General features: G+C 64.5%; 16 protein-coding genes. 8 read left to right on the top strand and 8 right to left on the bottom strand.

Translation table 11 applies throughout. From position 1 onward, the window contains the following. The first annotated feature begins 439 nt into the window (after positions 1 to 439). Positions 440 to 952, top strand: coding sequence for a superoxide dismutase family protein (gene sodC, locus C7440_RS18750; RefSeq protein WP_116519531.1), 513 nt, complete (start codon positions 440 to 442; stop codon positions 950 to 952). Positions 953 to 954: 2 nt separating this feature from the next. On the opposite strand, the gene C7440_RS18745 is transcribed toward sodC, so the two are convergent. Continuing rightward, the gene (locus tag C7440_RS18745; protein WP_116519530.1) at positions 955 to 1,494 is read right to left on the bottom strand and encodes a hemerythrin domain-containing protein; all 540 of its coding nucleotides are present in this window, start codon (positions 1,492 to 1,494) and stop codon (positions 955 to 957) included. A gap of 100 nt (positions 1,495 to 1,594) precedes the next feature. After that, complete coding sequence (locus C7440_RS18740; protein WP_116519529.1) at positions 1,595 to 2,146, bottom strand: cytochrome b; 552 nt, start codon at positions 2,144 to 2,146, stop codon at positions 1,595 to 1,597. A gap of 231 nt (positions 2,147 to 2,377) precedes the next feature. Between C7440_RS18740 and C7440_RS18735 the strand changes: the two genes are divergently transcribed. After that, entirely contained in the window at positions 2,378 to 3,208 is an 831-nt protein-coding gene (locus C7440_RS18735) for a ferritin-like domain-containing protein (protein WP_116519528.1), read from the top strand. Between the two features lie 58 nt (positions 3,209 to 3,266). On the opposite strand, the gene C7440_RS18730 is transcribed toward C7440_RS18735, so the two are convergent. After that, complete coding sequence (locus C7440_RS18730) at positions 3,267 to 3,893, bottom strand: LON peptidase substrate-binding domain-containing protein (RefSeq protein ID WP_116519527.1); 627 nt, start codon at positions 3,891 to 3,893, stop codon at positions 3,267 to 3,269. A 143-nt stretch (positions 3,894 to 4,036) separates the two neighbouring features. Here C7440_RS18730 and C7440_RS18725 point away from each other — a divergent pair, with 143 nt between their 5' ends. The 3 genes from C7440_RS18725 to C7440_RS18715 are packed head-to-tail and all read left to right on the top strand — an operon-like array spanning position 4,037 to position 7,809. Then, positions 4,037 to 5,896 carry a feruloyl-CoA synthase gene (locus C7440_RS18725; RefSeq protein ID WP_243410975.1) on the top strand — a complete coding sequence of 620 codons (1,860 nt, stop codon included), beginning with the start codon at positions 4,037 to 4,039 and terminating at the stop codon, positions 5,894 to 5,896. Between the two features lie 3 nt (positions 5,897 to 5,899). After that, positions 5,900 to 6,823 (top strand): helix-turn-helix transcriptional regulator, encoded by a 924-nt coding sequence (locus C7440_RS18720; protein ID WP_116519525.1) that lies wholly within the window; start codon positions 5,900 to 5,902, stop codon positions 6,821 to 6,823. 44 nt (positions 6,824 to 6,867) lie between these two features. Beyond that, a complete protein-coding gene (locus C7440_RS18715; protein WP_116519524.1) occupies positions 6,868 to 7,809 on the top strand; it encodes a 3-hydroxyacyl-CoA dehydrogenase NAD-binding domain-containing protein in 942 nt (313 codons plus the stop codon). Positions 7,810 to 8,492: 683 nt separating this feature from the next. Here C7440_RS18715 and lon read toward each other — a convergent pair. The 4 genes from lon to C7440_RS18695 all read right to left on the bottom strand — a co-directional run bounded on the left by lon (position 8,493) and on the right by C7440_RS18695 (position 14,135). After that, positions 8,493 to 10,904, bottom strand: a complete 2,412-nt coding sequence (gene lon, locus C7440_RS18710) for an endopeptidase La (RefSeq protein ID WP_116519523.1) — start codon at positions 10,902 to 10,904, stop codon at positions 8,493 to 8,495. 55 nt (positions 10,905 to 10,959) lie between these two features. Further along, positions 10,960 to 11,361 carry an Hsp20/alpha crystallin family protein gene (locus C7440_RS18705; protein ID WP_017525120.1) on the bottom strand — a complete coding sequence of 134 codons (402 nt, stop codon included), beginning with the start codon at positions 11,359 to 11,361 and terminating at the stop codon, positions 10,960 to 10,962. Positions 11,362 to 11,502: 141 nt separating this feature from the next. Then, positions 11,503 to 13,209, bottom strand: a complete 1,707-nt coding sequence (gene recJ / locus C7440_RS18700; protein WP_165832647.1) for a single-stranded-DNA-specific exonuclease RecJ — start codon at positions 13,207 to 13,209, stop codon at positions 11,503 to 11,505. Beyond that, positions 13,191 to 14,135 (bottom strand): hypothetical protein, encoded by a 945-nt coding sequence (locus tag C7440_RS18695; RefSeq protein ID WP_116519521.1) that lies wholly within the window; start codon positions 14,133 to 14,135, stop codon positions 13,191 to 13,193. Before C7440_RS18695 ends, recJ begins: the two co-directional genes overlap by 19 nt. Before the next feature lie 68 nt (positions 14,136 to 14,203). On the opposite strand from C7440_RS18695, the gene C7440_RS18690 reads away from it, so the two are divergent. From C7440_RS18690 to C7440_RS18680, 3 genes are read left to right on the top strand one after another with little or no spacing between them, the layout of a single operon-like run. Further along, positions 14,204 to 15,475: a lipoprotein-releasing ABC transporter permease subunit gene (locus C7440_RS18690; protein WP_116519520.1), complete on the top strand. Its 1,272-nt coding sequence runs from the start codon at positions 14,204 to 14,206 to the stop codon at positions 15,473 to 15,475. Beyond that, positions 15,468 to 16,190, top strand: a complete 723-nt coding sequence (gene lolD, locus C7440_RS18685; protein WP_116519519.1) for a lipoprotein-releasing ABC transporter ATP-binding protein LolD — start codon at positions 15,468 to 15,470, stop codon at positions 16,188 to 16,190. Before C7440_RS18690 ends, lolD begins: the two co-directional genes overlap by 8 nt. Before the next feature lie 50 nt (positions 16,191 to 16,240). After that, the gene (locus C7440_RS18680) at positions 16,241 to 17,062 is read left to right on the top strand and encodes a TatD family hydrolase (RefSeq protein ID WP_116519518.1); all 822 of its coding nucleotides are present in this window, start codon (positions 16,241 to 16,243) and stop codon (positions 17,060 to 17,062) included. A gap of 88 nt (positions 17,063 to 17,150) precedes the next feature. Here C7440_RS18680 and C7440_RS18675 read toward each other — a convergent pair whose 3' ends face one another. Then, positions 17,151 to 18,407, bottom strand: coding sequence for a flavin-dependent oxidoreductase (locus C7440_RS18675; protein WP_116519517.1), 1,257 nt, complete (start codon positions 18,405 to 18,407; stop codon positions 17,151 to 17,153). Between the last annotated feature and the right edge of the window lie 137 nt (positions 18,408 to 18,544).

The following is an 18,544-nucleotide window of genomic DNA, read 5'->3' as shown; positions in this document are numbered from 1 at the left end:
TTATGACGCGGGTTGCCATGTCGATGGGCGCGTATGGCGCGGATTGATGAAGCGGCTTGCCTGCGCGTGGCGTGTGCCGGAGCCGCATTGCGTGAAGGGAACAGATTGCCCCGCCTTTAAGTCGAAGTGGCGGGAACTGCACGCGCTTATAACTAGCCGCTATATAACTTGTTTGTATTTGAATAGGCGTTTATTCAACTAAAAATTGTAACTCGCCTGGGGGGAGAGGTCAAGTTTTATAGTTCGCCCGCCGCTGTGGCGGAAATTGCCGCTTGGGGTTCAAAAAAGGGGCACGAGGCTTGCTGCAGCCGGAAGTTGCGTATTTTTCTTCCACGTCGAACAGGAGGCAGCCATGCCAATTTCAGCAAACGATTTTCCCGCAAGCCGGCCGGGCGAGGCCATGGGGGCCGGCCGACCGGCGAGGCGCCGGCTAGCATGCATGGCGGGCGCCTTGTTGCTGGGCGGCATGTTTGCCGCGGCGGCGCAGGCGGACGTCAAGGTGACGCTGCACCAGGTTTCGCAGCAAGGCGTAATGGACGAGATCGGCGACGTCGTTGTGTCGGAATCGCCACACGGCCTGGTGTTCACGCCTAATTTGAAGGGGTTGAACCCCGGCATCCACGGCTTTCACGTGCACGAGAAACCCAGTTGCGAGCCCCAGGAAAAAGACGGCAAGGTAACGGCCGCCGGCGCGGCGGGCGGGCATCTGGACCCCGAGGGCAGCAAGAAGCACGGCAGCCCCTGGGGCGACGGGCACTTGGGCGACCTGCCCGCGTTGTATGTCGATGCCCAGGGCAATGCGCAGCTGCCGGTGCTGGCGCCCCGATTTACCAAGCTTGACCAGTTGAAGGGCCATTCGCTGATGGTGCACGAGGGCGGCGACAATTATTCAGACCATCCCAAGCCCTTGGGCGGGGGCGCGGGCCGCATGGCCTGCGGCGTGGTGGAGTAGGTTCAGGGGTTGCGCCGCAAGTTCATGGCTTGGCCGATCTGCTGTAGCGCCGCGCTGTCGAGCATGCGCCGGGCCATGGGCAGCAGCTCTTGGTCTTCGCACTGCAGGTGGCCGGCGTAGCCCTGAATAAAGGCCTGTATGTCGCTGTCGGGCAGTTCAACCGCCTTGCCGTCGCAAAGCTGCTGCAGCAGAGGCCGTAGGCGCTGCCATTGGTTCTCGAGCAGGCGATGTTCGTTCGACAACTTGTCGAACAGGCCCCGCAGGCAGCTTGCGTCAGAGCCGGCCACTGATTCGAGCAGGGCGGGGAAAAGGTCTTTTTCCTCGTCGGCATGATGGTAAAGAGCCGGGCCGTCGAAATAGCGCAATATGCTTTGGGCGGCGCTGCGCGCCTGTTCGTCGGCGCCATGCCGGGCCACATGGCCAGGCAGCCGCGAAAGGGTTTCGCAACGGCTGCGCAGCTTGTCGTGGCAGGCCGAGAGCATGTCCACCGGTTCGTCGAAACCGGCGGCGGGGGCGTTGAAGCCCGGAAATGATTGGGCCATGGCGTGTCCTTGTCAGTGTCCTTAACCAAACAGGACACTAGGAGCGGCGGCCGAGCGGCCCGGATGAGGCAGGGCCGTGGCTGGCGCGCCGCTATGTTGATCAATGGCGGGGTGTGCCGATGATGCGACGCATTACATTCTTGTCGCCCGCCAGATGGTGCCAGAACGCAGCGACAATATGGCCGATGATCAGGGCAAGCAGCAGCCAGCCCAGCAGGCTGTGGAAGTTGCTGCGCAGGTCGGTCATCCATTCTATTTTATCGCCCTCGAAGCCCGGCATGAGCGGTATGCCGAAAGGTGAAAAGGCGCGCCCCGAGCCGAACTGGCGGATGAGGGCGACAAGCGGCACCGCGATCATGAGCAAGTACAGACAGGCGTGGCCCAAGCGCGCCAGCGCGCTGACCGACGGTGGGCGGCGCCCGGTATTGGCCAGGGCCCACAGCACACGCAGCACGATCAGCACCATCAGCAGGAAACCCGAGGTCTTATGGGTGGACCACATGAATTCGTCGAGGGGAGAGTCTTCGGCCAGCAGGTGGGCGGCGGCCGAGGTGAATTGCCAGACGAACACCACGGCCATGAGCCAGTGCAGTGTGCGGGTGATGCTTCCGTAGCGCAGGGCCGAGTCGCGAGTCTGTGGGGTGTTTTGCATGCTTATTCCTTGTTGACGAGAACTGGGCATGCCGCCCTGCCGGCAGGGGCGCCGCCCGCGAGGCCGGATACCGCAGCGGACAGGGGGCAATGATGGTTGGCACTTATACCATGGCAACTTTACAACTTGACATTCATGGGTGTGCGCGGGGCGTTATCCTTGAGCATGAATAAGCGTACACTAGCAATCGCTTCAGTGCCACGGCATAACCAACAAGCGGGTCGCAAACCGATGCAAGAGTCCACGATACAAGCTCCCCGTTGGGGATTGGATCAGATTCCCTTCGAGCAGATTGACGTTTCAGAAGCGCGTACGCGCGAAGACTTGTTCTACCTTGTCACCAGCGCGTCGTTCATCGAGATTGCCTCCGATCTCTACACCAGCAATCTCATCCAGCATTTCCAGGGCGACGACGATGTGGTGCAATGGCTGCAGCAGCAGTGGCAGCACGAAGAAATGCGCCACGGCTATTCGCTGCGAGACTACGTACGGCATGTATGGCCCGAGTTCGACTGGCAGGGTGCCTACGATGCCTTTTTCGACGAATACTCCAAGATGTGCACCGTCGATGAATTCGAGCCCACGCGGGGGCTCGAGATGGTGGCCCGCTGCGTGGTCGAGACCGGCACGGCAACCTTTTACACTGCGCTCAGCCAGCATGCGGACGAACCGGTGCTGTCCGGCATCGCCGCGCGCATCCGGGCCGAAGAGGTGGGCCACTACAAGCATTTTTACCAATATTTCAGGCATTACAGCGAACGCGAATCGCCCAGCCGCTGGCGCGTTCTGGGCGCCATCCGGCGCCGCGTGCTCGAGGCCCGCAACTCCGACGCCGAAGTGGCGCTGTGGCATGTGTATGCCCACAAGCATCCCGGCTCTGACCGGCGTGCCGACCGGCAGGCCTTCCAGGCAGTGCTAAGGGGGCTGGGCACGGCGGTGAAGCGCCACTACCCCGTTAACATGGCGGCCAAGATGGTGCTGCGTCCCTTGAACCTGCCGGCGCGGGTCAACCAGGTGATCGAAGGGCCGCTGTCGCGGGCCGCGAGCCTGCTGCTGCGCTAGCCGACTAAAAAACGCTGTCCAAGCGTTACCCGCTGGCGGGCGGCCGCCAAGAAAGCGGCTAAGAGTCTTGCGGCCCCAGCAGCCCGTGCAGGCGGATATAGTCTTGCACGCGCTCGAGCCTTTGAGCAGGGTCGCGCATTTTCAGCAAGTTCTGCCTTTGCAGGGCGGTAAGCGGCAACAGCTCGGCCCAGCGGTCGGCGACCCAGCCGCATTCGTCCAGCCTGAAGGGCGGCGCCAGGGGCATGGCCGCGGCGGGTATTTCTTCTTTCTGCATATTGGCGATCAGGCGGCCCAGCGCGTCGGCACTGGGCTGCAGGGCGGCGGGCAGTGTTGCGGGCGCGTCGGCGGCCAGCAGAGCGGTGCGCCCGACCCACAGGCCGTATTTTTCTTGCCGGCTGCTCAGCAGTTCAAAGGGGGCGGTGCCCACGCAGCGTACATGAAGCAGCGTGGGCATGGGCGCATGCCAGGCGTCGATGCGGGCCATGGTGCCGGCGCTGGCCAGGGTTTCGACGCCCTGCGGAGAGCGCACTTCGCGACCCTCGAGCAGGCCCACCACGCCGAATTCGCTTCCTTCGGCGATGCAGCGGCGTATCATGTCCAGATAGCGGATCTCGAAGATGCGCAGATGCAGCACCCCGTCGGGGAACAAGGCCCGCCCAAGCGGAAACAAGGGTATTTCGTCCATGGTGGCTGTACGGGTTTCCCCAGGAATATAGGGGTTAACTATAAATTGTTTCTATAGAACTAATTGCGTATAGTTTTTGCATGGCGGGTCCGCCCCGCGTCGATGCAACGATACCACTTCAATGACGCATCGTTCGAAATGCAATGGAGACAGTAGTGAATATGCCCGAAATCCAAGGCGCGCGTTTGTTCGCCGAGCCCGCCGTCAAGGTTGAAACACGTGCCGACGGCACTCTGGTGCTTGACACGCCCATGGCGCTGGAACCCTATGCCCGCTGCGTGGGCGAATACCTTGAACACTGGAGCGGCCAAACCCCCGACCGCGATTTCCTGCTCGAGCGCGGCCCGCAGGGCGACTGGCAAGGCGTTACCTATGGCCAGGCGCTAAGCCAGGTCAGGCGCATCGCCGGCTGGCTGCTGCAGCATCACAAGCGCCCCGACCATCCGGTTTGCGTCCTTACCGACAATAGCGTCGAGCATGGCCTGATCATGCTGGCGTGCATGCATGTGGGCATTCCGTATACGGCCGTGTCGCCCGCCTATTCGCTGGTTTCCAAAGACCACGCCAAGCTCAAGAACCTGATCGAGCGGCTCGATCCCGAGTTTATCTACGTGGGCGGGATACAGCGCTTCCTGCCTGCGCTGAAGTCGATCGAAGGCCTGCACAAGGCCACCCTCATCGTTTCCGATCACGATACGCGCCCCGAGGGCGCCCTGCGGTTTTCTCAGCTTCTCGAGGGCATTGACGGCCCGGCGGTAGACGAGGCCTATCGCCAGGTGGGGCCCGACACCGTTGCAAAAATCCTGTTCACCTCGGGGTCCACCGGCTACCCCAAGGGCGTCATCAACACCCAGCGCATGATGTGCGCCAGCCAGCAGGCAAAGCGCCAGGTATGGCCGTTTCTTGCCGAGCATCCGCCGGTGCTGCTCGATTGGCTGCCATGGAACCATACCTTTGGCGGCAACCACAATTTCAACGTCATCCTGGCCAATGGCGGCACGCTGTACCTTGACGGCGGCAAGCCCTTGCCGGGCATGTTCGACCAATCGGTGCAGAACCTTCGCGACGTGGCGCCCACCCTTTACCTGAACGTGCCGCGCGCCTTCGACATGCTGTTGCCGGTATTGCGCTCCGACGCCGAGCTGCGCCGCACGTTCTTCTCGCGCCTGCAGGTCATTTTCTATGCCGCGGCCGCCTTGCCCCAGCATCTTTGGGACGGCCTGATCGAACTTTCAAAGCAAGAGCTTGGCTATGCCGTGCCCATGGTAACCGCCTGGGGCTCCACCGAAACCTCTCCGCTGGCCACCGACTGCCATTACCAGGCCGACCGTTCGGGCGTCATCGGCCTGCCGGTGCCGGGGGTGTCGATCAAGCTCGTGCCCAGCGGCGACAAGCTCGAGGTGCGGGTAAAAGGGCCCAACATTACGCCGGGTTACTTCAAGCAGCCCGAAGAAACCGCCAAGGCTTTCGATGAAGAAGGCTTCTACCGCATCGGCGATGCCGCCAAGTTCGCCGACCCCGACAACCCGGCCGCAGGCCTGATGTTCGACGGACGCGTCTCTGAAGACTTCAAGCTGACCACGGCCACCTGGGTCAGCGTGGGCGCCTTGCGGGTCAAGGGCATTGAAACGCTGGCGCCGGCGGTGCAGGACATTGTCGTCACGGGGCACGACCGCGACTCGGTCGGCTTCCTCATCTTCCCCAACGTGGCGGCATGCCGCAAGCTGGCGGGCCTGCCCGAAGACGCGGCGGCCGAGCAGGTGGCGGCGCATCCGGCCGTCGTCGAGCACATCACGCGGGGTTTGCAGGCCATGCGCAGCCAGGGCACCGGCAGTTCCACCTTCGCCGACCGGGCCGCGCTGCTTGTCACGCCGCCGGCCGTCGACAGCGGCGAGATCACCGACAAGGGCTATATCAATCAGTCCGCCGTACTTCGGGCGCGCGCCCCGCTGGTCGACAAGCTCTATGGCAGCGAGATCGATCCGCTGATCATCAGGTTGTAAGCCATGGCCCAGGAAAAGCCCTTGGTGATCGAAGCGCCCGACTTGCAAGAACGGGTGGCGCAGCGCGTGCGCGCCGCCCGGGCGGGAAGGGCCATGTCCATGAAGCAGCTGGCGCGCGAATCCGGCATATCGCTGCCGTATCTGTCGCGCGTCGAGCGTGGAGACGGCAATATCTCGCTGGCCGTGCTGGGCAAGCTTGCGGCGGCCCTGCACCTTTCGCCCGACAGCATGCTGGCCGACGACGAGCGCTATGGGGCCGACTATGCCCTTATCGTCGAACTACTCAAGCGCCAGTCTCCGGCGCGCCTGCGCGAGATACGCAAGGCCTTGCTCGACGGGGCGTCGTCCGGGCGCGGCAAGGCGCCGCGCCGGATCGCGCTGGTCGGGCTGCGGGGGGCGGGCAAGTCTACGCTGGGGCCCGTGCTGGCGCGGCGGCTGGGCCTGCCTTTCGTCGAACTCAACCGCGAGGTCGAGAAAGAGGCCGGCATTGCGCTTGACCTCATCTTTTCCATCTACGGCCAGGCGGGCTTCCGGCAGCTTGAAAAGCGGTGCCTCGACCGCGTCATTGCGCAGTATCCCGAGGTGGTGCTGGCAACGGGCGGCGGCATCGTGGTCGAGCCCGCCACCTACGAACTCCTGCTGCATTCCTTCTTTTGCGTGTGGCTGCACGCCGATCCGCACGAGCACTTCCGGCGCGTCATGGCGCAGCATGATGCGCGCATCGCCACGCCCGAACTGCACAAAGACGCCATGGCCAACATCGCCGGCGCGCTCGAGGCCCGGCGCAAGCTGTACGCGCTGGCGCACGCCGACGTCGACACCACGCACCGCGAGGTCGACGAGCTGGTCGGGCAGCTTGAACAGCTGGTTCAGAAGCATTCTTTCGGCCAGGTCGGCTCGGCGCTGACCCAGGCCTTGTGCGCCTGAGGGCGCGGGCGAATCCGTTTGTTTTCTTGTAGGAGTAGCGAATCATGCAGCGAGAGGTAAAACGCGTCGCGGTAGTAGGTACCGGCGTGATCGGGGCCAGCTGGACGGCCTATTTCCTGGCTCAGGGCCTGGACGTCGAGGCCACCGACCCGTCGCCGGGAGCCGAGCAGCGCCTGCGCGAGACCGTCGCGCGGCTATGGTCCAGCATGGAGCGCATCGGCCTGCGCCCGGGGGCTTCGCAAGACAGGCTGCGCTTTCATGCTGACCTGCTCGATGCATTGAAGGACGTCGATTTTGTGCAAGAGAACGGGCCCGAGAACCTGGAGTTCAAGATCGACCTGTTCGGCCGCATGGACGCGGCCCTGCCTGCCGACGTGGTGCTTGCGTCCAGTTCGTCGGGCCTGCTCATAAGTAAAGTGCAGTCGGCCTGCAGGCATCCGCAGCGCGTGGTGCTGGGCCATCCCTTCAATCCGCCGCACCTCATTCCCCTGGTCGAGGTCATCGGCGGGGAACACACCTCGCCCGAGATGCTGAAGGCCGCCATGGATTTCTACACGGCGATCGGCAAAAGCTCGGTGAACCCCCGCAAAGAGGTCAAGGGGCATATCGCCAACCGCCTGCAGGCGGCGTTGTGGCGCGAGGCTTTTCATCTGGTGGACCAGGGGGTGGCGACGGTGCGCGACATCGATGTGGCGATCTCGCAGGGGCCGGGGCTGCGCTGGGCCTTGCTGGGGCCGTTCATGAACCTGCATCTGTCGGGCGGGCAGGGGGGCATCGAGCATCTGCTCGACCACCTTGGCGGGCCGATAGAAGACTGGTGGAAGGACCTCGGGGATCCCTCGATGACGCCCGAGCTGAAGCGCAAGGTGGCGGAGCAAATGCGGGAAGTGCTCGCCACGGCGGATGAGGCACGCTTCGTACCCGAGCGCGATCGCCTGCTGCTGGACGTGATCGCGGCCAAGAAGGAGTCGGGGCAATTGCCGTGAATCGTGCCTGCCTCTGTCAGGGTGTGTTTTCTTAAGCTGTTCCTGAGTTTTGCTGAAAGGGCGCTGTTTCTAAGCCGCTTCCTGCGCTTGGCCGATAAGGAGTTTGCTTCCTTGCGCCATATCTGTGTTTAGTTCGTGACGGTGTTGGCTTTAAACCCGTTCCTGCGCTGCGGGGTATGTCTGTTCCGGGCGGAGGCAGTCGTCCCTTCGGGCCCGCCTGTCCGCATCCTCCGGGCCTTCGCCCTCCGTTCTGCGGCGCCTGGCTCGACAGCCAACGCCCGGCCCAGACACACCCCGCATCACAGGAACTGCATTGGAGTGAATAGCCGCACCTCTTGCGAGGCACGCCACAAACCAAGACGCTATGAGGCGTGATGCGGGGGCAGTATTGGGGGCGACGTTGAGCGAGCCGAGCACCCTGTCGTTTTTGGGGAGGCAAGCCCGCAACTGTTCGAGCGCGACGGGTGTGTACAGCCCGGGGGGCTGTACACCGCGCGAGTTTTGCGGGCGCCCCAAAAATGATAGGGTGCGAGGGTAGCCGGCAAAGCCGGCCGAAGCTCTCCGGCGCCCCCAATACTGCCCCCGCAGCGCGCCGGTTTAAGAGCCCAAATGACAAACGTCCAATCTCAAAGCGCATCGGCTTAAAAACCAAGAATCAGCCGTTCAATTAACCGAAAGCCGATTCAATCGGCCAGCGTGGCTCCTTCTTCCAGCACTACATCAATCGCCTGCTCGACATTCTCCAAAAACACGAACCGCAACTGATCGCGCGCTTCCTGGGGGATGTCTTCGAGGTCTTTCTCGTTGCGGGCAGGCAGCAACACCGTGCGGATGCCCGCCTGCAGCGCGGCAAGAACCTTTTCCTTGATGCCGCCCACCGGCAGCACTAGCCCGCGCAGGCTGATTTCGCCCGTCATCGCGTGGTCGTAGCGCACCGGACGGTCCATCATCAGCGAGGCCAGGGCCACGAACATGGCCACGCCCGCGCTGGGGCCGTCCTTGGGAATGGCGCCCGCAGGCACGTGTACGTGGATGTCGCTTTTCTCGAAGCGCTCGGCCGCGATGCCCAGCCGTTCCGCCTTGCCCTTGAGCAAGGTCAGCGCGGCCTGCGCGCTTTCCTTCATGACGTCGCCCAACTGGCCCGTGAGTATCAGCCGGCCGCCGCCCGGCGAACGGCTGGCCTCGATGAACAGGATGTCGCCGCCGACGGGCGTCCAGGCCAGCCCCGTGGCCACGCCGGCCAGGCTGGTGCGCATGGCCAGTTCGCTTTCGTGCTTGTGCGGGCCCAGAATGGCATGCAGGTCGGCTTCTTCGATCTTGACGTGTTGCACCGTGCCTTCGGCCACCTTCATCGCCACATGGCGAAAGACACTGCCTATCTCGCGCTCGAGATTGCGCACGCCGGCTTCGCGCGTGTACGAGTGGATGATGGCGCGCAGGGCCTCGTCGGTCAGTTCGCACTGCTCGCGGCTAAGGCCGTTGGCCTCGAGCTGGCGCTTTATCAGATAGCGCTGCGCAATCTGCATTTTTTCGGCTTCGGTATAGCCCAGAAGCTGGATGACCTCCATGCGGTCGCGCAGGGGGCCGGGAATAGCGTCCAATACGTTGGCGGTGGTGATGAACAGCACCTTGGACAGGTCGAAGGGAACGGCCAGGTAGTTGTCGCGAAAAGTCGCGTTCTGTTCCGGGTCGAGCACTTCAAGCAGGGCGGCGGCCGGATCTCCATGCACGCTGCCTCCGCCCAGCTTGTCGACTTCGTCGAGCATCAGGACACAGTTGCGGGCGCCGGCCTTGTGTACAGCCTGGATGATGTTGCCGGGCAGCGCGCCGATGTAGGTGCGGCGGTGGCCGCGGATCTCGGCCTCATCGTGCACGCCGCCCAGGCCCAGGCGCGCGAACTTGCGCCCGGTAGCGCGGGCGATGCTTTGGCCCAGCGACGTCTTGCCCACGCCAGGGGGACCTACGAAGCACAGGATGGGGCTGCGGCCTTCGGGGTTGAGCTTGCGCACCGCAAGGTATTCCAGGATGCGGCGCTTGATCTTCTCGAGCCCATAATGGTCGGCCTCGAGAATGTCGCGCGCCTGCGCAATGTCGATGCGCTCGTCGGTGACGACGTTCCAGGGCAGTTCGGTAAGCCAGTCGAGGTAGGTGCGCAGCGAGGAATATTCGGCCGACGAGTCGGGCATGTTCTGCAGCCGGCGCAGTTCTTTGCGGGCGGCCTGCTCGACGTCTTCGGGCATGCCGGCCTTGGCGATGTTGGTCTCGATCTCGGCAACTTCGGCGGCATTGCCCTCGGTTTCGCCCAGTTCACTCTGGATGGTCTTGAGCTGTTCGCGCAGCAGCACTTCGCGCTGCCTGTCCTCGAAGCGCTCTTTGGTCTGCTTGTCGATGTCGCGGCTGATGCGAAGCACCTCGGCAAAGTGCACCAGAAAGCCCAGCACCTTGTCGAGCCGCGGCAGCAGGTCGAAGGTTTCGAGTATGTCTTGCTTTTCAGAGGGCTTGAGATCCATGAGGCCCGACACGAAGTCGCACAGCACCGCGGGCGACTCGATGGCCGCCGCGGTGTTGGCCAGTTCGGCGGGCGCCTGGGGCAGCATCTGCAGTATCTCGGCGGTGCGTGCCTTGAGCTGCAGCATGCGCGCCTCGATGTCGGGCGAACTGGTTTCGGGCTCTTCGAAGCTTTGCACCCGCGCGACCAGATAGGGGTAATCGGGCAGGTACTCTTTGACGACGAAGCGCTGTTCGCCCTGGCAGATCAAATGGTGGTTGCCGTCGGGCGTGGTGACATAGCGCAAAATGCTGGCCAGCGTGCCCACGCGGTGCAGGTCCACACCCAGCGGTTCGTCGGTCTCGGCATCGCGCTGCAGCACGATGCCCACCTGGCGGCCGGTGCGGGCGGCGTCCTGGGCGGCCTTGATCGAGCTTTCGCGTCCTATGCCTATTGGCGCCACCATTTGCGGGAACATCACCAGGTTGCGGACGGGAACGATGATAAGGGCGTCGTCGGGAATATTGAGTTCGGGTGGAGCCTCGGCGCCTGGCTGCTGTTCTTGTGCTTTATCGACGGGAGGCTGCTCGGATGTCTTGGTGTCCATGGCTCTGTCCATCTTGGTTTTGCGATTGGGGCCTGTTTACTGTAAAGAACCGGCCCTACAGTTTGCGCAGGGCAAGAACCAGGCAGCCGTTGGCCAGCGAGGATTCCTGTATTTCGAATTGGCCGGGAGGCAGCTCGATGCGGCGCTCGAAGCGGCCGTAGGGTATTTCGATGCGGCGTATGTGGGCCGATGCGGGGGCGGGCATGGGGCGTTCGCCCACGACCAGCAGGGTGCCGCCGTCTATCAGTACCTGCAGGCGGTCCGAGGCGACGCCCGGCAGGGCTACGAGCACGGACAGATGGGTGGGGGTTTCAAAGACATCGGCGGGCGGCTCCCAAGTGGGGCCCCGGGCCGGGCCGCGGCGAGGCTGGAAGAACTGGCGGTGCAGGCGGTCGGCCTGTTCGAGCATATTCATGGCTTGCGCCCAGGTTACGTCGGGCGATTTGCGGTAGTTCATGGCTGGTGTTTCCCGAGATCTGCTTACTGCCCACTATAGAAGCAAATCCCGGGCCGCTGCAAACGCCTGCCTGCCCGAGGCCGCCCCGAAGCGTCCCGTCTGTTCGACTGGAGCCGACCCGGCGCAAACAGCGTTTCGTGGTCAGGCCGGGCAGGCGTACTCGATGATCAGCTGCGCCGACACCATGCCGTTCCAGCTGTTCTGCTCGAGCCTGTAGGCTACGTCGATCTGTTCCGGAAGCATCTCGGCGTGGTTGAACCAGATGGCGTCGAAGCGCTGATGGCCCCGCTCGAGGCTCAGCTTCAGGTGCTTGTCCTTGAGCAGGCGCTGATGATGCACGTGGAACACGTCGCGGAACACGGGCGGGGGGAAGCCCGCGCCCCATACCTGCTCGGCCAGCAGGCCCGCGACCTGCGCGTTGGCATAGCCCGTTTCCAGCGAACCGTCGGTCTCGATGACGGGCTCGAAGCTGTCTCGTCCCGTCAGTTGCCGAACGGCTTCGTCAAAGCCCTGAAGGAAGCTTTGGTAGGCGTCTTCGCGCAGGGTCAGGCCTGCTGCCATGGCATGGCCGCCGAACTTCAGGATGGCGCCCGGATGCTGCTTGGAAACCAGGTCGAGCACGTCGCGCAGGTGAACGTCGGGTATCGAGCGGCCTGATCCGCGCAGCTCGCCCGGCCCCGAGCGCGCGAAGGCCAGGGTGGGGCGCCAGTAGGTTTCTTTCAGGCGCGAAGCGACCAGGCCGACCACGCCCTGGTGCCAGTCGGGGTGATAGACGCAGACACTGGCGCCGATGGTGGGCTGGCCCTGCTGCACGGCCTGCAGGGCCTCTTCGCGCATGGTGCCTTCTATGCTGCGCCGCTGCTGGTTCATTTCGTCGAGTTCGCGCGCCAGCTGCAGGGCATGGCCTTCGTCGTCGGTGATCAGGCAGTTGATGCCCAGGCTCATGTCGGCCAGGCGGCCGGCGGCGTTGATGCGCGGCCCCAGGGCGAAGCCCAGGTCGAAAGTGGAGGCCTGGCGCCACTCGCGGCCCGCCACGGCGAACAGGGCGCGCAGGCCGGCCTGCATGCGGCCGCTGCGTATCTTTTGCAGGCCTTGTGTAACCAGCAGGCGGTTGTTGCTGTCCAGCTTGACCACGTCGGCGACCGTGCCCAGCGCGACCAGGTCGGCAAGCAGGTCGAGCCGCGGGCCCCCGTCGGCCGGATAGACGCCGCGGCGGCGAAGCTCGGCCCGCAGGGCCAGCATGAGATAGAAGATGACGCCCACGCCGGCCAGGTTCTTGGACGGAAAACCGCAATTGGGCTGATTCGGGTTGACGATGGCCATGGCGTCCGGCAGCACGGGCCCCGGCAGGTGGTGGTCGGTGACAAGCACCTGCATGCCGGCCTGACGGGCCGCGGCCACGCCATCGACGCTGGCGATGCCATTATCTACCGTGATGAGCATGTCGGGCTTGCCGGTGGCATGGTTCGCGGCCAGCGCCACGACTTCGGGCGACAGGCCATAGCCTGTTTCGAAACGGTTGGGCACCAGGAAGTTGACGCGGGCGCCCATGGAGCGCAAGGCGCGGATGCCCACCGCGCAGGCGGTGGCGCCGTCGCAGTCGTAGTCGGCGATGATCAGCAGGCGCTGGCCGGCCTGGATGGCGTCGGCCAGCAGGCCGGCGGCGGTGTCCACGTGGGTGAGGCGGGCGGGTGGAATCAGCGCCGCCCATTTCAGGGCCGTTTCGTCGGCCGCCCGAACGCCGCGCGCCGCCCACAGGCGGCACAGAAGGGGATGGATGCCGGCCGCCTCGAGCGCCTTGGCGGCGTCATCGTCGGCGGTGCGGGTGCTTAGTTTCGGTACGACCACCATTTGCTCCATGTATTGCGGCTGCCGGGCAGCCATTGCGTCCAGCGCGCCAGTGTGCGTGGTTCAAGCGTGGCCAACTGGTTGCGGCCCGCAAGCACCAGCACAGGCTGCATGCCCTGTTGCCGCAGCGGCAGGAAGACCTGAGCCTCGAGTTCGGCGAGCGCCGCCAGCCAGCCCGCCCAGTCTTGCGCCATGAAAGGCGCCTGCAGCGCTTCGTAGCAGGGAGCCTGTTCGGGCAAGGCCGCGTTGCGCAGCTGCTCGGCCCGACCGCCGCCGAACAGCCACAGGCCGTTGACCGGCGGCAGGCCCTGGTTCTGGCGCGACGCGTTGACGGGGTGGCCGAACCACAGCATTTGGATCTCGTTGACCAGGCGCCTCCAGGGTCGTGCGGCCTCTTGCTGGGGCCACCAGTCGTTGACCGACGTGGCCGCAACCAGGGCCGGGCTGGCGCTGTGCAGGGCGAAAGAGGCGGGAGCTTCGATGCGCCAGCGCCTGTCGCCGTCATGATGCAGTTGGAAACCTGTTCCCTCGAACAGCGTTTGCGCCGATTCGAACAAGGCTACACTCTGGTCTGGCGTAATGCGCAGTACATCCGAAGCCAGCATGGCCGTGCTGGTTTGCGTGGGTGCCATGTGCACCAGCTCTGCCAGCCATACCGGCTGGTCGGGGGCGATGCTGCGGTCCTGGGCCCATAAAGGGCCCAGTCCTGCGCTAAGATTTTGCTTCGCATCGGGCTGAAACCCCGCGCGTTCGAGCTGCCAGTGCTCAAATGCGGTGCAAGCCGACACAGCCGGGTCGACCGTGCGCAGCCTGGCCCGCGAGCGCGACAGCCAGCCCGTGAAGGTGGGCGCGGTTTCGTGCAGGTGGGGAAGCAGGGCGCGCGCCGCTTCGGGGTCGGGCAGCGCGCCGGGAAGTACGATATGCATGCGTGAATTGTAGTGTCTATACGTGAAACCGAAACGAAACGACGAGAAAAACAAGGTGGCTTGCAAGAATGTCTTATGAATTGTGGATAGGGTCCCGCTATGCCGGTGTGTCGCGCGGCGCCCGCCGTGGTGGTCGCCGGGATCGTTTCGTCTCCTTTATCGCCGGTACCTCCATGGCCGGCATCGCCCTGGGTGTCGCAGCCCTGATCGTGGTGCTGTCGGTGATGAACGGCTTCCAGACCCAGGTGCGGGACCGCATGCTGTCGGTCCTGCCGCACATCGAGGTCTTTGTGCCGGGCGCCGACCCCAACCAGGTGCTGGAGCACTGGGAAGACCTGGCTGCCGACGCGCGCAAGCATCCGGCGGTGAAGGGCGAGGCGCCATTCGTGTCGGCCCAGGCCATGCTGGTAAGGGGGCAGACGCTAAGCGGCGTGCAGCTCAAGGGCATCGACCCCGAGCGCGAGGCCGCCGTGTCCGACATTGCGGGGCAGATGACCGACGCCGAACTGAACGTATTGCAGCCGGGCTCGTATGCCATTGTCCTGGGCAGCTTCCTGGCTGATTCCCTGGGCGTGCGCCCGGGCGACACCTTGCTGGTGCTGGCGCCGCAGGGCTCGATCTCGCCGGCGGGCTTTACCCCCCGCATGCGCCAGTTCACGGTCAAGGGCATATTTTCTTCGGGCTACTACGAATACGACGCCTCGATGGCCTTCATCAACGAGCAGGATGCCGCAAGGGTATTCCGCGACAATGGCGTAAGCGGAGTGCGCCTGCGCATCGCCGACATGCAGCGCGCGCCGCAAGTGGCCCAAGAGCTGCGCGAAATGTTGCCCCCCTATGCGCGGGTGCGCGACTGGACGGAAAACAACCGTACATGGTTCGCGGCCGTGCAGACTGAGAAGCGCATGATGTTCCTCATTCTGGCCCTGATCGTGGCCGTGGCGGCCTTCAACTTGCTGTCTTCGCTGGTCATGGCCGTGAAGGACAAGCAGTCCGATATCGCCATATTGCGCACCCTGGGCGCAACGCCGCGCGAGATCGGGCGCATATTCCTGGTGCAGGGCGCCCTGATCGGCGTGATCGGCACCGCTGCGGGCGTGGGGCTGGGCATGCTCATCGCCTTCAATATCGACGTCATCGTGCCCTTCATCGAACGCCTGCTGGGCATCCAGTTCCTGCCGCAGCAAATCTATTTCATCAGCGAACTGCCATCGAACCCCGAGGTAAGCGACATCGTGATCGTCACCGTCACATCCCTGGTGCTGTCCCTGCTGGCCACCGTTTATCCAAGCTGGCGGGCCTCGCGGCTGCAACCCGCCCAGGTGTTGCGTCATGATTGATGCAACAAGCGCCTCGGGCGCGGATCATGTCCTTGTCGCCCGCAACCTGGTCAAGTATTACGACGAAGGCGCAGAGCGCATCGAGGTGCTGCGCGACGTCAGCCTGCACGTGGCGCGTGGCGAAATGGTGGCTGTGGTGGGGGCCTCGGGGTCGGGTAAAAGCACCATGCTGCACTTGCTCGGCATGCTCGACCAGCCCAGTTCGGGCTCGGTCTGGGTAGACGGCCAGTCGGCCGAGGGCCTGTCCGAGGCGCGCCGCAGCCAGCTGCGCAACCGCAGCCTGGGCTTCGTGTACCAATTCCATCACCTGCTGTCGGAATTCTCTGCGCTGGACAACGTCGCCATGCCATTGATCGTGCGCCGCGAACGGCGCGAGACAGCCCGCGAGCAGGCCGCGGCCATGCTCGAGCAGGTGGGGCTGGCTCATCGCACAAGCCATTATCCCGGCCAGCTTTCGGGTGGTGAAAGGCAGCGTGTCGCGCTGGCGCGCGCCCTGGTTACGCGCCCGGTTTGTGTCCTGGCCGATGAACCCACGGGCAATCTCGACCGGCATACGGCCCAGGCCATGTTCGAACTGCTGGTACGATTGAACCAAGAGTCGGGCACGGCGTTTGCCATCGTCACGCACGACCCGGCGCTGGCCGCGCTGGCCCATCGCCAGCTGTTCATGGACGACGGGTCCTTGGTCGACACTGAAGCCCAGACACCGGGCTGATCAACACGCCGCAAGGTGCAAGATCGGCCGACACAGCGCAGGACGCACTCATGTTGATCGACACGCACTGCCATCTGGATGCCGCCGAGTTTGGCGATGACCGCCAGCGCGTCATCGACCGGGCTCGGGATGCCGGCGTCGACGCCATCGTCATTCCGGCGGTGGACCGCGCCAATTTCATCGCCGTGCGCGAGCTGGCCCATTCTTTTCCCGGCGGCAGCTATGCGCTGGGCATACATCCCATCTGCGTGCCGCGCGCCTCGGACGACGACCTTCAGGTGCTGGAGCGCGAGGTCCGTGCCTCGCTGGACGACCCGCGCTTCGTGGGCGTGGGCGAGATCGGGCTCGACTTCTTCATTCCGGAACTCAAGACCGACGCGATGCGCGAGCGCCAGGAGTTCTTCTACGCCGCTCAGCTCGACCTGGCCCTGCGTTACGGCTTGCCGGTCATACTGCATGTGCGGCGCTCGCAGGACATCTTGTTGAAGCACTTGCGCCGGCGGCCACGCATCGGCGGCATCGGCCATGCCTTCAACGGCAGCTTCCAGCAGGCTGAGCAGTTCATCGAACAGGGTTTCGTGCTGGGCCTGGGCGGCGCCATGACTTTCGAGCGTGCCCTGCAGATACGGCGCCTGGCCAGCCGCCTGCCCATCGAAGCCCTGGTGCTGGAGACCGATGCACCCGACATTCCACCGGCCTGGCTGGAAAGCGGCAGTCGCAACGAGCCTGCGTGCGTCGTGGGTGTGGCCGCCGTGCTGGCCGAGTTGCGGGACACGACCGTGGGCCAGGTAAAGGCGGCGACGGGGGCCAATGCGCTGCGCGCCTTGCCGCGCCTGGAGCGCTGCCTGGCCGCCAGCGCCCCGCTTGGATGATCTTGCGCAGGGGGGCGCTGCTTTCCCCATGCGGGGCAGGGCGGCGCTGGCCGCCGTATGTGCGAGACGGAGCCCGGGGCCGCTTCGTTCAGGCCTGGGGCTTGAGACGCGAAGGATCGAAGCCCGCCGCGCGCTTGTAGCGCATTGAGATGGCCTCGAGCTCTTCCTGGGGCATGACGTCGTGGATATGCGCAAAGCCCTCGGGCGCACGTTCGTGCGCCAGCTGCATGACCTGTTCGGGGCCGTTCAGGCGGTTGCGCAAGATGATGCCGGTGGTGGCCGGCAGGCGTTCCGCCTCATATTCCTTCAATGCGGCCTCGGCATTGCGATGGCGCTTCTGCACGGTTTCCAGCAGCCTGTCGGCCAGGCAGCGGGCGTCGAGTATCGCCTGGGCCGAGCCGTTCGAGCCGATGGGGTACAGCGGGTGGGCGGCATCGCCCATAAGGGTAGCCTTGCCGTGGGTCCAGCGCGGCAGGGGGTCTTTGTCGACCAGGGGAAACTCGTAGATGGCAGGGGCCCCGTCGATCAGCGCGGGAATGTCTATCCAGGGCCAGTTCCAGCTCTGGAACTCGGCCGCGAACACGGATTTGTCGACCACCCGGTTCCAGTCGGTGTATTCGCGCCCGTCGAAGGGCACGCTGAGCTCGGCGATCCAGTTGATGGCCGCCATGCCCTGGGGCGCGGCTTCGTCCATGATGGGATAGGCGACGAACTTCTGGTCCTGGTGGCCCGCCATGAACATGGTGCGCCCGTCGAGAAAAGGCTGGGTGTAGGTGACCGCGCGCCATAGTATGCGGCCCGAAAAACGGAATTCATCGCGCTCGGGGTAGAAGCCCTTGCGTACGGCCGAATGGATGCCGTCGGCTCCGACCAGCACGTCGCCCCGCACTTGCTCATGGCTGTCGCCTTTCGAGCGATTGCGGAACACGGCCGTTACGCCCTGGGCATCTTGCTCCAGCGATTCAAAGGCCATTCCGGTCTGCAGCGCACCGGCGCCCAGCCTTTGTCGCACGGCGTCGGCCAGCAGAAGCTGCAGCCGCCCGCGATGGATGGAGAGCTGCGGCACGGCATAGCCGGCGGCCAGGCCGCGCGCCTCTTGCCAGATGTTCTGGCCGAAGCGGTTGTAGTAGTGCAGCGCCGAAGTGGCCACGGCGTTGTCTTGCAGGGTTTCCAGCAAGCCAAGCTGCTGCAGTTCGCCGGCGGCGTGTGGAAGCAGGTTGATGCCCACGCCCAGCGGCTTGAGCTCGCGCACGCTTTCAAAGACCTGGCATTCAATGCCTCGCTTGTGCAGCATGAGGGCCAGGGCCAGGCCGCCGATGCCTGCGCCGACGATGATGACTTTCAAAATGTTTCTCCGGAAATGTGGCGGAAATGATAACAAAATTGGCCGGGGCCAAGCCCGGGCTTTGTCGTGCGCTTCTTCCGCCATGCGTATCTTCCGCTGTGATCTTGCTGTCCCTTCTGTGTCCTGCCGGCCCGTGA

The organism is Pusillimonas noertemannii (genome assembly GCF_003096595.1).
GTDB classification, from domain to species: domain Bacteria; phylum Pseudomonadota; class Gammaproteobacteria; order Burkholderiales; family Burkholderiaceae_B; genus Pusillimonas; species Pusillimonas noertemannii.
This window is presented reverse-complemented; position numbering and strand designations above follow the sequence as displayed.